Source organism: Bartonella bennetti, from assembly GCF_045945445.1.
Classification (GTDB): domain Bacteria; phylum Pseudomonadota; class Alphaproteobacteria; order Rhizobiales; family Rhizobiaceae; genus Bartonella.
Genome location: NZ_CP174576.1, coordinates 998,827 through 1,013,416, shown reverse-complemented (window position 1 = coordinate 1,013,416; position 14,590 = coordinate 998,827). Strand labels below are relative to the sequence as shown.

Here is a 14,590-nt window from a genome sequence, read left to right as displayed (position 1 = left end):
ATTGGAGAACTTATAATCAAACTAGCGCTTATAGCCAGTATACTTAACCATTTTTATCTCTATTATATTTACGAATATTTATTCTTAAATCTTATGATAAATACCCTAAAAGTTAACCGTTACTATCTAAAGTGATTATATCAATTGTGAATAAAGTTTATCTCTATAAAAAATTAATCACATATTTATTGTGGAAGGAATTTAAGGCTTTTTCGATTTTTTATTCTTATTGCATACTTTTGCATTAATTTGATCTGAAAGATGAACAACAATTTATAAAAGTGTTATGTGAAGGTTTCTTTTCTAAAGACATATGAGATTGGATCATAAAAAATAGAATAGAGTCAAAAGTGTTTCAACTTACCTTATTAATTTACATTCAGGTTTCAGATCTATTTCTAAAATGCAGAGTGTTTTAAGTTTTTACTTATTCGTGAAGAGAAGAGAATTTTTTACGCATAATTTTTTCATTTTGTGAGTAAACACATTTTAGATAAATGTAGTTTTGTTTTAATGCGTAAGTGGTTTTTGTATTCGTGCATTATTGAGCGCATTCATGAAAGCGCTGGTATTGCTTTCTTCATCGGAAGGATTATCAAAAATACAATTATCTAGCTCAACTCCAAATTCTTCAGCAGACATAAAGATGCGGAAAAAAGCGTTAACTCCTTCATTAGAAAACTCCATGTGAAGTAATATGCTGGGCGTGGTATTCCAGTCTAGTTCATAACTTGCGTTACGGGCAAAGCGCATTGTATGAGGATAAAAACGCAATTCTGTTGCACTCTCAATGAGGTCAGAAAGATAATTGAAGCGTTCAGTATGGATACAGGCAATAAAGTCACCTACGTCAATTAATCGTAGTTCTGGAATAAATTGCGCAACCTGTTTTGCCAGAACCATTTCACGAATTTCAATTATATAATCTTTTTTCATCTTTTAACTTTATATCATTGTTAAACATTATTGATTAATTCTTTCTTTTTCTTAATTTATGCTTTTTATTGTTAAATTTTAAGAAAGAAAATTAATAAATTATTATTTTAGTAATTTTTTTGATTGTTAATAAAACGAATTAAAGCGGCAACACTTTCATATAATTCTGTTGGAATTGTTTGGTCGATTTCAACTTGTTTGTACAGCGTTCGTGCTAAAGTGATATTTTCAAAAATGGGGATGTCATGTTCTATGGCAATTTCACGAATATGTAATGCTAGGATATCTTGCCCTTTTGCAATTACAACTGGTGCATAATCAAGCGGTGGTTTATAGCGTAAAGCAACAGAGAAGTGAGTAGGGTTTGTTACAATAAGGGTTGCTGTAGGAACATTGGCAATCATTCTGCGGCGAATACGGTCTCGTGATAAGGAACGCATTCGTGCTTTAACCACAGGATTTCCTTCAAGGTTTTTATGTTCTTCTTTAATTTCTTGTTTGGTCATGCGTAATTGTTGACGCCAGTGAAAACGTGACCATGCGATGTCTAAACCCACAAGAGCAATAACGGCTGTAGTAAAAGAGAGGGATAGATTAATCAATTCTTTGTGAATATATTTTGGTAAAGCTGATGCATCTGTTAAAAGTGCATTAATGAAAATTGTGTTGCTTTTGAAAAATATCAAATAAATAATTAAACTAACACCAATAAGCTTAGTGAGTGATTTTAAAAATTCAACTAATCCTGCTTTACTATAGATTCGGTTAAATCCATTGGCAGGAGAGATACGCGACCATTGCGGACGAATACGCTCTATGATAAATTTTGGTACATTCTGTATCGCTGATGCAGTAATGCTAAGTAAGGGGATAAGAATTAAGATAGGGGCCAAGGCTAATCCTACATTTCCACCTACTAAATAAATCAAGTGTTTGACATCTTCTGCAGTATTAATACGCCAGGATTCTGGACGTTCGAGCCATTGGACCAAAAAATATGTAAGTTTTGAAATAGCTGGAAAGGAGATAAAAACGCAAATGAGACTAAAGCTTACAAGTGAAGCAAAGATAGGTAATTCACGAGAAAAAGGAAGATTTCCTTTTTCCTCTTCTTTACGAATTTTATATTCGGTTGGTTCTTCTGTTTTACTTTCTTTATCGGGTTTTTCATCTGACATGCTGGTTCAGTGCGTCCTTTAGGACGTTCCCTCTTCACCTAAAAGGTTTATTGTTCCTTGTTCTGATAGTTTAATAGCTGTTTGAGCAATGCTACGGCGTGCGTTGTTAATCGCTTCTTGTTGAATAGCTTCATTCTCTACAGAAAGCTCTGTTTCTACCATGCGGCGTGTCCGTTGTGAAAGAGAATTCAGAATGAGTTCTTTCATAAGGTCTTTTGCGCCACGCAAAGCTGTAATGATAGTATCGGCTGCAATTCCATCAAAAAGAAGTAATCGTGCTCGTTCTGTCAAACGTGGAATATCTTCAAAAACAAAAAGTTTTGCTTTGATTTTTTCTATATCTTCTGGATTTAGATTATCAAGATTGGCCAACATTTCATCAATATCTTCTTTATCAAGCTCATTAAAAATGACAGCCACTTGGTTGTGATGCGCTTTGTCTCCTTCATCATTGTTCTTTAGGAGTGCAGGTCGTAGCGCTTGATCAAGAAGTGTTTCTATTTCTGGCGAAACTGTGCGCAGGTGTAATCTTCTGCGTGTAAGATTACTACGCATAGACATTGGTTGCGCCATCAAAATTTTTGCTGCTATTTCAGAAGGAAGGCGAGAAATAATATAACTGATTACTTGTGGATGTTCTTGTATAAGATGCTTTTGTAAAACATCAATGTCTAATTTTTTAATGATATCCCAAATACTTTCTTGAGGCAGTGTTGGTGCTTTTGAAGGATCAAAAACTAAAGCAGCTTCGTCTTCTGGCAATGTTTCTTGTATTAAATTATCGAATTTTGTACCAGCTTCTGAAAATGAGACACCTTCTGCAAAAGCATCTTCGAACTGACGAACTAAAATTTCAAAATCAGCAAGAGAAATATTGGGTAAGGTATGTGCTTGCCCACTAAGACGGCGTAAATCATCTGGTGTAAAGTGTTTTAAAAGACGCGCAGCAGCAGGTTTCCCTAAAGCAACAAGCAGAGCTGCAACCTTTTGTTGTCCAGAAAGCGTATCGATAATTGTCGTGGAGCTTTCTCTATCAGAGGGTATATTCTCTGATACAGCATTGAGCTCTTCTGTAGTTTTTGTTTGCTTTACCTGCGTCATATTTATCTTTCATAAGATTTGAAATCAGTTATTTATCAATAATTTCGGTAAGGCTAACCCCAAAACGAGAAGGATCATCCTCTAGAACAATGACTTCGCCGCGGGCGATAACACGGCCATTAACGACGATATCAATAGGATCTCCAATTTGTTTGTCAAGTGTAATAACTGCACCTCTTCCCAAATCCATTAAGGTCGAGACTGGCATTGTTGTTGAACCAAGTACTACTTGAACTTCAACAGGAATACTCATAATGAGTTCTGTATTGCTGGATGTGTCACCTGCGTTTTGGGGTGCTTTTGAAGCACCTGAACTTCCAATAGTTGTTTTTCCTGCTGCGCCAGCTCCAAAAGCGGGAGCACCTGGTTTTGCTCCAGGAGTAGGTGTTGCTGTTCCTGATAGTGGTGCTCCAGCTCCAAAACTTCCTGGCATTCCAGGTTTTGGTGCTATACCCTCTCCAACTTTTGGTGTTGTAAGATTGGGTGTTGCTGTAGGATTGATTCCTTTAGGAATTCCGGGTTTGTTTATGTCATTCGTCATTCTGTCACCGTACTATTTTTTCTACCTTTAAAGGTTTTAAAATTTTGTTTTTTAAAGTTGTATTTTGTTGTTAAGGGGAGTTTTATGAACTTTGCGTTGTACAAAAACAGGCAGGCTTTTAGGAACAATAGGTTGCCGGTGAAGAGTAGGTATTGCACCAGATGCTACAGAGGGCCCATGAGCTTGCGCGGCTAAAATGCCGCGGAATTGATTGAAATCACTTTTCAATTGATCACGGACATTTTCCATATGGGAGATCGAGCGGTCAATATCACGCCGAATACGTGTGGATTCAATCATACGTGCATCCATTTTTTTATTTTCATCGCGGAACTCTTGATGTTCTTCACGCAGGGTTGAAAGAGCTTGGTCAAGACAAGCTGTCCCCATTTGAACTTGTTTTGCGAGCTCACGTCCCATTTGGATAGTGGCAGCGAGTTTGCGTATTGTAATAATCAAAACACTTAATGAGGCCAAAGCCAAAAGTGCACTTACAAAATTAAACATGAACCAACTCATCAATCATTTCCTCTTCTTCATCAATAGGGTTTGTAACTCGGATAGAAAAACTTGTCCCAATTTTACCAAGGGAGCATTTATAAAGTGATTTATTGCCACTGCGTAATTTAATTTTTTTTACAGCATTGGCAGGAAGGGGTAAAATCTGCCCTACTTTGAGGGTGGATAATTCATTTAAAGTCATTGAGCCCTGTTGAATAAAAGCTTCAATGTGTACACGTGATCGACTGACTTCTTGTTTTAAACGTTTGGCCCAAAGGGGATCAGTGCGTTTTGCAGGAGTGCGGAGCGCACGCGTAACAGCTTCTTGGATAGGGCGATGGCAACTGCGTGGCATTAAAATATTCACGCGTGTTTCCACTTCACCGCATTTAACTCCGAGAGTGCAGGAAAACATTTGTGATTGGTTAAATGTTTCTGCATTAAATTCTTGTGCTTTACATGTTTGTTTGAAAATTAAAAGTGATCCATCACCGATACCAAAGACACCATCTAATGCGTAGGCTAACAATTTTCCAAAAGTTGCGCCGACTTTGCATTCTACCGGGCTAAAAGGGCGTCCATTACGATTTGTTACCATGGGTTCTGAAGCCCCAAAAAACACTTCCGTTGCGAGTTCTACAAGTGTTGCATCAAGAACAAAAATAACATCATCTCCCCAACGATCGGAATTAAAATAAATCAGAAGTGCTTCTGTTCCAATCGCTTGGGTAATTTGATCTGCTTTGAGTGTATCAAGCGATTGTACATCTGTCGTAAATTTTAAAGATGTATAATTGCCCAATCGCATACAAAGGTTACTTGCTGCATCACGGAAAACATATTGAAATGACATGAGGTCATCACTTGATAGGCCAGCTGCACGCAAAATATGTTGAGTCAGTGCATCTTGTTTTTTATCTTCTTGCGCTTTTTCTTCATTTGCTTGTTTTTCGATCGGTTTAGTCATATTTAGGCAGCCTCTTTTTCAGTACCTTGACCAGCGATTGCATGTTGTTCCATAACATCGATTGTTGGACGGTCTTTTGCTGAGATGGTTTTACGACCGTACTCGATTGCTATTTGGGGTATTGCGCCGTTCATGTAAGCCAACAATGTTTGTTTAACAACAATGTAAATACGCACTTTTTTATTACGCACTGTTTTGATTTTTGAGGCTAGAGGGCCAAAGATACCATAGGCAAAAAAAATGCCAGCAAAGGTTCCTACAAGGGCAGCTCCAATCAAGTGTCCTAACACTTCTGGTGGTTCACTAATGGCTCCCATGGCTTTAACTACACCTAAAACAGCTGCGACAATTCCAAGAGCTGGAAGAGCATCAGCCATAGTTTGCATTGCTTGATAGGGTTTTTGAGAATCGTATGAAATTGTATGGATTTCTTCATCCATCAAAGCTTCAATTTCAAAATGGCGTGTATTACCCATGACAATAAGACGGCAATAGTCACAAATAAAATTGGTTAAAGATTCATCTTTTAAGATCAGAGGATATTGCTGAAAGAGTGTAGATTCTTTCGGATTGTCAATATGATTTTCCATTTCAGATCTTGATTTTGAACGCATTTCGCGCATAAGCACGTAAAGTAAACCCAATAGTGATAAAAAATCTTTTTGTTTTGGGACAGCATCTTTCATTGCTTCTATTGTTGCTTTCAGTGTATCTTTAATAGCAGAAAAAGGATTGGCAACAATAAATGTTCCAATGGCTGATCCTAAAATAATAACAAATTCCCATGGTTGTATTAAAACATCAATATGACCTCCCATGGCAACATAACCACCAAGTATGGATCCAAAAATAATTACTAATCCTATAATAACACCCAAGGCTGTGAGCTCCTTATTTTCAATTTTTGTGGAAATATAAATATTTATGCTTGTGTAAAACTTACCATTTATTTGCTTAATATTATAAAAAAGTGTTAAGAGATATAATAATTTATAAAATAAAAAGCATTTAGTCTATTAACAAAGGCTTATAAAATAGTTCTTATTAATAATAACAAAGTGATTTTATCATAAGTTTTAGACAAGTTTTATGCTTTAAATGGGGGCTTATGTAGAGAGGGATTTTCTATGATTAGCACATATACGAGTTACAGAAGTACAATTGATAATATGAAACAAACGTATGATCGGCTTTTCCAAAAGCCACAAGTTAAACATGAGACAGATTATTATGTTAAGCATATTATTGGTGTGAAGTCAGTTGATGATTTTTTGGCAAATGATAAGATCTATAATTATGCTATGAAAGCTTATGGATTGGAAGATATGATTTTTGCTAAAGGCATGATTCGTAAGGTGCTTTCAGATCCTCAGTACGCTGCTCAATTAGTAGATAAACGTTATCAGCAATTTGCAGAGGCATTTAATTTTAGCAAATATGGTGAAAAAGCGACACAAAGAGAGAGCGCAAAAACGATTACCGTGAATAAATATATGCAACAAACATTGGAAGTTGAAGCGGGACAAGTTAATGAGGGAACACGTCTTGCTTTGTATTTCACTCGAACTGTTGGCGGAATGGTGAAGGATAATATTCTGACAGAAAAAAATTGGGCTTACCAGATCCTTAGCGATAAAGCTTTGTCCGCTGTTATTTTTAAGGCATTCAATATTTCTGAGAATGTGCTTACATCGCCAATTGAAGCGCAAAAATCTTTGTTAGAGTCACGTATGTCGCTTAAGGATTTACAAGATCCGAAGAAATTAGAACATCTCATTGCAAAATTTTCTGCTATGTATGATGTTCAAAATCAAACAGTTGTTAATCCCGCTTTAATGATTTTGCAAGGGTCAAATGTAGGCAGAGGATTAAATTTTTCAAATGAAACAATAATGGCTTTACAATTTTTCAAACAGGGTGGTCTGTAAGCAAGTCGTTGATAAGATTCCAGAAAAGGGACTAGGTATATGCAAAATCCAATTTATGTGGGTGTTTCAGGCCAAATTGGTTTGGAACGGCGAATGGAGACTATTGCGCAAAATATGGCGAATGTGAATACACCAGGTTTTCGCGCAGGTGGTATGAAGTTCGATACATTAGTGTCTTCTGTTGCACATGAACAGGGGGATCGTGTTTTTTTCACAAGTGCTGGCAAGGGATATATTTCCACTGATCGTGGTTCCTTGATACAAACGGGTAATGCACTTGATATTGCTGTAACAGGCGATTCCTATTTTTCTATGCAAGCATCTTTCGGACAAGTTTATACTCGTGATGGACGAATGATCATGACTCCGGAAGGGGGATTGGTTTCTGTGACAGGGTTGCCTTTTTTAGATGAGGGAGGTGCACCAATTCAGCTTAATCCAGCAGGGGGAATGCTACGTATTGTAACTGATGGGAGTATCTATCAGGATAATGTCTTTGTTGGAAAAATTGGTTTATTTCAATTTCAGCCAGGTACCCAGTTGCGTTATGGACCGAATTCTTCTGTGATTCCTGATAGAGCTGCTTTTCCGTCAGAAGAGGGAAACGGTGATGGCGTTGTCCAGGGATATATTGAAAGTTCGAATGTGAATGGTGTGATAGAGATGACTCGTCTTATTGAAGTAAGCCGTGCTTTTGAACGTGTTGAAGCAATGCTTCGTCAGCAAGAAGAAATGCGTTCTAAGTCTATTCAAATTCTGAGTGGAAAAATATAAATATTTGATCATAGAAGTTTTGTGTTAAAGAGTATGTACAATGCTAGAGAGTAAAAATGGTTCTGTGCCAGAAGTTGTTTTAGTCAATGCTATGCCAACAACAGATACAGTTATAAATTCTTCTCTTACTGATGCAAAAGATACTGATACTAATGCTGAGGAATCAGCTGGTACGGCAAATTTTTCCAAAGAGGCAGCAAATGCTGATCCAAATACTGACATAATTGAGACAACTCCTTCTCCTACTGCTTTAAATCGATTGCTTGATTTTGCAAAACGCAAAAACGATCATTATTCTCACCTTGTGAGTCAAGGTGGTGTTATTAGTGATGTAGCACGGGGGACATTAGTTGCACGTGGTTTATCACAATCTGTCTTATTGGGTGATACAGTGTGTATTGAGTGTGAGACACAGCTTCTACGAGGTGAAATTATTCGTGTTAATGAAGAAAGTGCTTTAATTAAACCTTATGATGAAACTGTTGTTCCTATACTTTCTGCTTCTGTTTTTCCAAAAGGGCCTCTTTTTGTTGCCCCAGATCGCTCTTGGTGTGGACGGATTGTTAATGCTTTTGGTGAGGCTATTGATGGCAAGGGGGGATTGTCTTCTGGTCCGCGAAATATGGCGATTGAGACTTATGCACCTCCAGCATTGAAACGTGCGCGTGTGGGTGCAGGATTGCGCACGGGCGTTAAGGTTATTGATATTTTTACGCCCCTGTGTTTTGGGCAGCGTATTGGAATTTTTTCTGGTTCTGGGGTAGGGAAGTCGACTCTTTTGTCTATGATGATGCAAGCTGATCATTTTGATACGGTTGTTTTAGCGCTTACAGGAGAGCGTGGTCGTGAAGTACGTGATATGCTTGATGATATATTACAAGATAAATTACACAAATTGATCGGGGTAATCGCAACAGGTGATGAAAGCCCAATGATGCGGCGTTTAGCTCCAATTATGGCTACAACAATTGCTGAATATTTTTCTTCTTTAGGGGATAATGTTTTACTTGTTGTCGATTCTATTACGCGTTATGCGTTAGCAGCCAGAGAAATTGCTATTACTGCTCATGAGCCACCTGTTTCACGTGGATTTCCTCCACGAGTTTTTAGTGAATTGCCCCGTTTGCTGGAACGTGCAGGTCCGGGCAGGGAAGGGAAAGGATCTATTACGGGTGTTTATGCAGTGTTGGTTGATGGTGATGACCATAATGATCCTATTGCTGATACTATTCGTGGGATTTTGGATGGTCATATTGTTCTTGATCGTGCTATTGCTGCACAGGGACGATTTCCTGCTGTTGATATCCTTTCTTCTATTTCACGTTTGGCATCTCATAGCTGGACACCTGAACAATGTACATTGGTTAAAAATTTGAAAGAGATGATTTTTCGCTACGAAGAAACACGTGATTTACGTGCTATGGGTGCTTATCGTCCAGGGACAGACCATATTCTTGATCAAGCTGTCTTTTTAGTTCCCGCTGTTTATACTGCAATGAAGCAAAATCCTGATATGCCACTTATTATTGATCCCTATGAAGAATTGGCTAAATTATTGAAAAGTCAATAACGGCTGATAGGAGAAAAGGTAGAATTCTTTTTCAAGAGATTATATTTTGTTGTGTACAGGTTTGTGTTCGGTTAGTATTTTTTCTTTTTATGGCTTATGATTTGTTTAGAGAAGGCAATGTGAGGTGTTTTAGAGAGCTTCATCGGTTTTCTTATAAACCTAATAAATTAAGAGTATGTTTGCAAAGTTCTGTGTGAATCTCCTGATAGAAAAAGGAATGCTGTTTGAAAAGGTTGTTCTTTCATTGATGATAAGCTGTATAGATTGATTTTGAGTTAAGCCTTAACGGACAAGACGAGGTTTTTTTCTTGCTTTCTTGGTTAAGTGTAAAAAATTCTTCTTCTCAAAGAGATGAAGGATGGCATCGCGATGGTTGAGTGTGATGCGTATGTTGTTTATTAAGTCAGGAAGTTAATTCATTCATGACAGTTAACGTCTTGCTATTATGGTTAATAAAAGCAAGGTGTGGTAAAGAGACATCTATAGTGCGGGGCGGGGTATGATTTCATTTTCTTGTAGATTTAAAAATACGAAGGCAAGTCTCGCACAGGCAAGTCTCGCACAAGTTTTCTTTCTTATGATGGTTTGAAGTAAAAGGATAAGAATTATGGATTCGGTTAATTTTTTTGAGATGGCAAATAAACAAGCAGATTGGTTATCTGTTCGTCAAAAGGCGATTGCGAGTAATGTTGCGAATGCAAATACACCTGGGTATAAAGCCCGTGATGTAGAGGACTTTACAGCTATTTTACAAAATAAAACGATTTCTATGGCTGTAACGAATGTTCATCATATGGATATAACCGAAAATGGTATGGAAACTCATGTTATCCGTCCTGAAAATATTATGGAAGTGACTCATTCAGGTAATGATGTCAATTTAGAAGAAGAAATGCGTAAAGGAGGAGATATTAGTCGTGAAATATCTCTTAACACTGCTATTGTAAAAGCTTTTCATCGAATGACAATGGCAACAGTTAGAGGAGGAGCTTAAGGATGTCTGATCGTCTTATTGCAGCAGAACAGATTGCTACAACCGGTTTGAGTGCTCAGTCAACACGTTTGCGTATTATTGCTGAAAATTTAGCTAATGTCAATTCAACGGGAAAGTCACCAGGCGCTCGACCTTATCAGCGAAAAACAGTGAGTTTTGAAGCGACGCTTAATCCTTATATTGATGCACAAGGTGTGCATGTGACACGTGTTAGCACTGATAAAGCGCCTTTTATTATGCGTTATGAACCTGGTCATTTAGCTGCTGATAGTAATGGTTATGTGAAATATCCTAATGTGAATTCAATTATAGAAATGGCAGATATGCGTGAAGCAAATCGCTCATATGAAGCGAATTTACAAGTAATTCGCCAAGCACGCGATTTAGTCTCACAAACGATTGATTTATTAAAAGGATAAGGTGTTTTATCATCTTAATTAATGGTTTTAGTTTGAATTTTGTAGGAGTGTATAAAATGATTGAAGCATTGACTTCTGTTGTGTCAAACAATGTTCTTGATTCGTTAGGGCAAGGCAGTGCGCAAATGAATAGTCTTAATGGGCAGCAGATATCGCCTGGTATAATTGAAAGAGGAAACAAAGTCAGTTTTGATCAGGTTTTATCTGAGGTTGTAGAAGTTGTTGGTACAAAATTACAAACAGCAGAAAGTCTTTCTATAGATAGAATCTCTGGGAGTGATGTTGGTGTGCGTGAGGTTGTGAATTCGGTCATGGCGGCTGAAAGGTCTTTAAGTACAGCTATTGCTCTTCGTGACAAGCTTGTACAAGCATATCTTGAAGTAAGTCGGATGCAAATTTAGTATGAGCACAATAGTGCTTAGAAAAGTATAGGAAAAAATTATGGTCATGAAATCATTGTCAATTGCAGCAACGGGTATGGCTGCCCAGCAAACTAATCTTGATGTTATTGCTAATAATATGGCGAATATTAACACAACGGGTTTTAAGCGTGGGCGTGCAGAATTTGCAGACTTGATGTATGTTGCAGATCGTGCAGTTGGTGTTCCTAATATGCTTAATCAAGCTATTATACCTGAAGGAGCAATGATTGGGATGGGTGTGCGTACTGCTGCTGTTCGTACGGTTAATACGCAGGGGGCTTTTGTGCAAACTGGTAATGCTTTGGATCTCGCTATTAATGGAAATGGTTGGTTTGAAATACAAGATCCCAATGGAAATGTTTTTTATACTCGTTCAGGTGCTTTTAATTTGAGTGAAACAGGGCAGATAATAACGTTGGATGGCAATTTAGTGCAGCCTGTTGTTACTATTCCTATAGGGAGCAAAAATATTACAGTCAGTTCTGATGGGACAATTTATTATCAAACGGATACAGATCCTAATGCTGTAGAAGCGGGACGGCTTCGTTTAGTGAATTTTGTTAATGAGGTAGGTCTAGAGCCGATAGGAGATAATCTTTTCCGTGAGACACAGGCTTCTGGTGCGCCGGTTCCAGGAGATCCAAAGGAGGATGGATATGGCAGCATTATGCAAGCAATGCTTGAAACTTCTAATGTTGATCCAGTCAAAGAAATGACAGAGCTTATTGCAGCACAGCGTTCTTATGAAATGAATTCTAAAGTTATTCAAGCATCAGATGAAATGGCAGCGGTTGTTTCTAAAAATCTGAGGTAAATGGTATGAAAAATCTTTGGCTTTTGCTTATAAATTTTTTGCTTTCATTTTGTTTATTAACAGCAGCTTATGCTGATCGGATTAGTTTTCTGGTTCCGGATAAGTCTATTTATGCTGGTCAGCGTATAAGCGATATAGGTTTAAGCGAAAAGCATTTTTTTATTAAATCTGATGCAGCTTCCTTGTATGTGATGGATATGAAACAAATTCTTCATAAGGTGGCAAAACGTACTTTAACAGCAGGCCGGCCTATTTCTCTTTCTTCTTTGGGAGATCCAGTTTTGGTCGAGCGTGGTCAGGCAACAAAGTTGATTTTTCAAACACATAATTTGCAAATTACAGCTCGAGGAGTTGTTTTACAGTCGGGATCTTCTGGTGATGTCATTCGTGTTCGCAATTCCGATTCAGGGCGTGTGGTTACGGGAACCGTTTTGCAAAATGGTGATGTAAGAGTAGGTTTTTAATAGTTATGCGTTTTCTTGTTTTAATAGTTATGCGTTTTCTTGCTTGTTTTTTGTCTTTTTGTGTTCTCTTTATTCCAGCATTTGCAGATGAAGGTGGGAAAAATGTTGAACAATATAACTCTACAGCGGAAGCTGATGCTGCTTGGTTAGGTTCGGGAGGACATCCCGCACAAATGCATTATTCAGATTTAGCACGTTCAAGTGCAGTAGCCCGTTTAAAAGATATTGCGGTTGTTCAGGGTGTTCGTTCTAATCAATTGGTGGGTTATGGTTTGGTGATTGGTTTAAATGGTACGGGTGACTCTTTACGAAATGCACCTTTTACAGAGCAATCTATGCGGGCTATGCTGGATAATTTAGGAATTAGCCCTCCTGCTGGTGCATCCCGTGTCAATAATATAGCTGCTGTTATTGTCACTGCTGAAATGATGCCCTTTGCAACTCCAGGATCACGGATTGATGTAACCGTTTCTTCTTTGGGAGATGCAACATCTTTACAAGGGGGCACATTAGTGATGACACCGCTTCTTGGAGCAGATGGTAAAACTTATGCAGTGGCACAAGGTAATATGGTTATTTCTGGTTTTGGTGCTAAGGGAGCGGCAGAAAGTGTAACCCAAGGTGTACCTACATCGGGTCGTATTCCAAATGGTGCACTTGTAGAACGTAAGGTTGATGGAAATTTCAATCATAGTAACGAGATTATTATAGAGTTACGGAATTCTGATTTTTCAACAGCAGTTCGTATGTCTGATCTAATTAATATTTTTGCTAATAAGCGTTATAAACAAAGTGTTGCTAGAGAGCGTGATGCAAAAACCATTGTTTTAAACAAACCACGCAATATTTCAGTTGCACGCTTTATTGCTGAAATTGAAGGATTACCTATTCCTACTGATGAGGTAGCGCGTGTAGTTGTTGATGAACGTACAGGAACTGTTGTTATTGGTGAAAAAGTACGCGTTTCACGTGTTGCTATTTCACATGGTAGCTTAACAGTACGTGTAACGGAGGAACCGAGTGTTTCACAGCCCAATCCTTTTAGTGAAACAGGTGATACAATTGTGGTTCCGAGAACATCAATTGATGTTGATCAGTCATTATCTAATATTGGTATTTTGAGTGGCGTTGATTTAGATAGTCTCGTTAAAGGATTAAATCAAATTGGTGTCAAACCAACAGCAATTATAGCAGTTCTGCAGGCAATTAAAACCTCTGGCGCTCTTCATGCGGAGCTTATTGTACAATGATAAAATTACAATTTTATGTTTTTTCTCTATTTATAGCAATATTCATGGCTTTTCCCGTTGGGAGGGGGTACGTGAAAAATGTACCTGTGCCAATTCTTTCACCAAATAAGATTGCTTCATCTGAAGAGAATGCAAAACAGACACCAGTGTCTGCTGAAGTCGCTAAACCAAAAATTGAAACTGTATCCAATCAATCAGCTCAGCTGAAGGAGCCAACAGAGGCTGTGGTAGAGACAAAAGCTCCTATTATTTCATTGATACAAGAAAAGTCTGGAGAAAAATCTGAGGGGATCTCTGGGATAAATACAGAAGAAATAGAGCGTTTTTGTAGCAATATTGGGAGTCAGGCAGCAGATGCGCGTTTTCAGCTACAACGTCAACAATTACAAGAATTACGCGATCAAATTAGTGAACGTGTGAAGATTTTAGAAGAAAAACAGAATGAATATCAAGTGTGGCTTAATAAGCGCAATGAGTTTTTATCAATGGCAGAGAATTCTTTAGTTGAAATTATTACGAAAATGCGCCCTGATGCTGCAGCTGCTCAATTGGCTTTGATGAACGATCTTGTTGCAGCTTCACTTGTACTTAAATTGAATCCTAAAGTATCAAGCGCCATTATGAATGAATTACCGCCTGAAAAATCAGCTGAATTAACTCAAATATTAATGAGCGCACAACAAGCATCGACAGAAAAGAAATAAGCGCGATAGAAGTAAAGATAAGATAAT

The 14,590-nt window shown here is 37.8% G+C and carries 17 protein-coding genes; 10 read left to right on the top strand and 7 right to left on the bottom strand.

Going from position 1 to position 14,590, the window contains the following annotated elements:
• Positions 1-510 precede the first annotated feature (510 nt).
• From ACJTDF_RS04530 to motA, 7 genes are all read right to left on the bottom strand, one after another.
• Complete coding sequence (locus tag ACJTDF_RS04530; protein ID WP_407965146.1) at positions 511-936, bottom strand: hypothetical protein; 426 nt, start codon at positions 934-936, stop codon at positions 511-513.
• A gap of 107 nt (positions 937-1,043) precedes the next feature.
• Entirely contained in the window at positions 1,044-2,114 is a 1,071-nt protein-coding gene (flhB, locus tag ACJTDF_RS04525; protein ID WP_407965145.1) for a flagellar type III secretion system protein FlhB, read from the bottom strand.
• Positions 2,115-2,132: 18 nt separating this feature from the next.
• Positions 2,133-3,215: a flagellar motor switch protein FliG gene (locus ACJTDF_RS04520; protein ID WP_407965144.1), complete on the bottom strand. Its 1,083-nt coding sequence runs from the start codon at positions 3,213-3,215 to the stop codon at positions 2,133-2,135.
• Between the two features lie 28 nt (positions 3,216-3,243).
• The gene (gene fliN, locus ACJTDF_RS04515) at positions 3,244-3,648 is read right to left on the bottom strand and encodes a flagellar motor switch protein FliN (protein ID WP_407966223.1); all 405 of its coding nucleotides are present in this window, start codon (positions 3,646-3,648) and stop codon (positions 3,244-3,246) included.
• 159 nt (positions 3,649-3,807) lie between these two features.
• Positions 3,808-4,275: a BAB2_0123 family type IV secretion system effector gene (locus tag ACJTDF_RS04510; RefSeq protein ID WP_407965143.1), complete on the bottom strand. Its 468-nt coding sequence runs from the start codon at positions 4,273-4,275 to the stop codon at positions 3,808-3,810.
• Positions 4,256-5,224 carry a FliM/FliN family flagellar motor switch protein gene (locus ACJTDF_RS04505; protein ID WP_407965142.1) on the bottom strand — a complete coding sequence of 323 codons (969 nt, stop codon included), beginning with the start codon at positions 5,222-5,224 and terminating at the stop codon, positions 4,256-4,258. The genes ACJTDF_RS04510 and ACJTDF_RS04505 overlap by 20 nt, the downstream gene beginning before the upstream one ends.
• 2 nt (positions 5,225-5,226) lie before the next feature.
• Positions 5,227-6,102 (bottom strand): flagellar motor stator protein MotA, encoded by an 876-nt coding sequence (gene motA, locus ACJTDF_RS04500; RefSeq protein WP_078680956.1) that lies wholly within the window; start codon positions 6,100-6,102, stop codon positions 5,227-5,229.
• 249 nt (positions 6,103-6,351) lie between these two features.
• On the opposite strand from motA, the gene ACJTDF_RS04495 reads away from it, so the two are divergent.
• From ACJTDF_RS04495 to ACJTDF_RS04450, 10 genes are all read left to right on the top strand, one after another.
• Positions 6,352-7,152 (top strand): DUF1217 domain-containing protein, encoded by an 801-nt coding sequence (locus ACJTDF_RS04495; protein WP_407965141.1) that lies wholly within the window; start codon positions 6,352-6,354, stop codon positions 7,150-7,152.
• Between the two features lie 39 nt (positions 7,153-7,191).
• On the top strand, positions 7,192-7,926 hold the full coding sequence (gene flgF, locus ACJTDF_RS04490; RefSeq protein WP_407965140.1) for a flagellar basal-body rod protein FlgF: 735 nt from the start codon (positions 7,192-7,194) through the stop codon (positions 7,924-7,926).
• Between the two features lie 40 nt (positions 7,927-7,966).
• Positions 7,967-9,496: a flagellar protein export ATPase FliI gene (locus ACJTDF_RS04485; protein WP_407965139.1), complete on the top strand. Its 1,530-nt coding sequence runs from the start codon at positions 7,967-7,969 to the stop codon at positions 9,494-9,496.
• Positions 9,497-10,103: 607 nt separating this feature from the next.
• Positions 10,104-10,490 carry a flagellar basal body rod protein FlgB gene (gene flgB, locus ACJTDF_RS04480; protein WP_249675635.1) on the top strand — a complete coding sequence of 129 codons (387 nt, stop codon included), beginning with the start codon at positions 10,104-10,106 and terminating at the stop codon, positions 10,488-10,490.
• 2 nt (positions 10,491-10,492) lie between these two features.
• Positions 10,493-10,909, top strand: coding sequence for a flagellar basal body rod protein FlgC (gene flgC, locus ACJTDF_RS04475; RefSeq protein ID WP_407965138.1), 417 nt, complete (start codon positions 10,493-10,495; stop codon positions 10,907-10,909).
• A 56-nt stretch (positions 10,910-10,965) separates the two neighbouring features.
• On the top strand, positions 10,966-11,310 hold the full coding sequence (locus tag ACJTDF_RS04470) for a flagellar hook-basal body complex protein FliE (protein ID WP_407965137.1): 345 nt from the start codon (positions 10,966-10,968) through the stop codon (positions 11,308-11,310).
• Between the two features lie 46 nt (positions 11,311-11,356).
• Positions 11,357-12,145: a flagellar basal-body rod protein FlgG gene (gene flgG / locus ACJTDF_RS04465; RefSeq protein WP_198934333.1), complete on the top strand. Its 789-nt coding sequence runs from the start codon at positions 11,357-11,359 to the stop codon at positions 12,143-12,145.
• Positions 12,146-12,150: 5 nt separating this feature from the next.
• The gene (flgA, locus tag ACJTDF_RS04460) at positions 12,151-12,609 is read left to right on the top strand and encodes a flagellar basal body P-ring formation chaperone FlgA (protein ID WP_407965136.1); all 459 of its coding nucleotides are present in this window, start codon (positions 12,151-12,153) and stop codon (positions 12,607-12,609) included.
• Positions 12,610-12,638: 29 nt separating this feature from the next.
• Positions 12,639-13,859, top strand: coding sequence for a flagellar basal body P-ring protein FlgI (locus tag ACJTDF_RS04455; protein ID WP_407966222.1), 1,221 nt, complete (start codon positions 12,639-12,641; stop codon positions 13,857-13,859).
• Positions 13,860-13,930: 71 nt separating this feature from the next.
• Complete coding sequence (locus ACJTDF_RS04450) at positions 13,931-14,563, top strand: MotE family protein (RefSeq protein ID WP_407965135.1); 633 nt, start codon at positions 13,931-13,933, stop codon at positions 14,561-14,563.
• Positions 14,564-14,590: the final 27 nt, after the last annotated feature.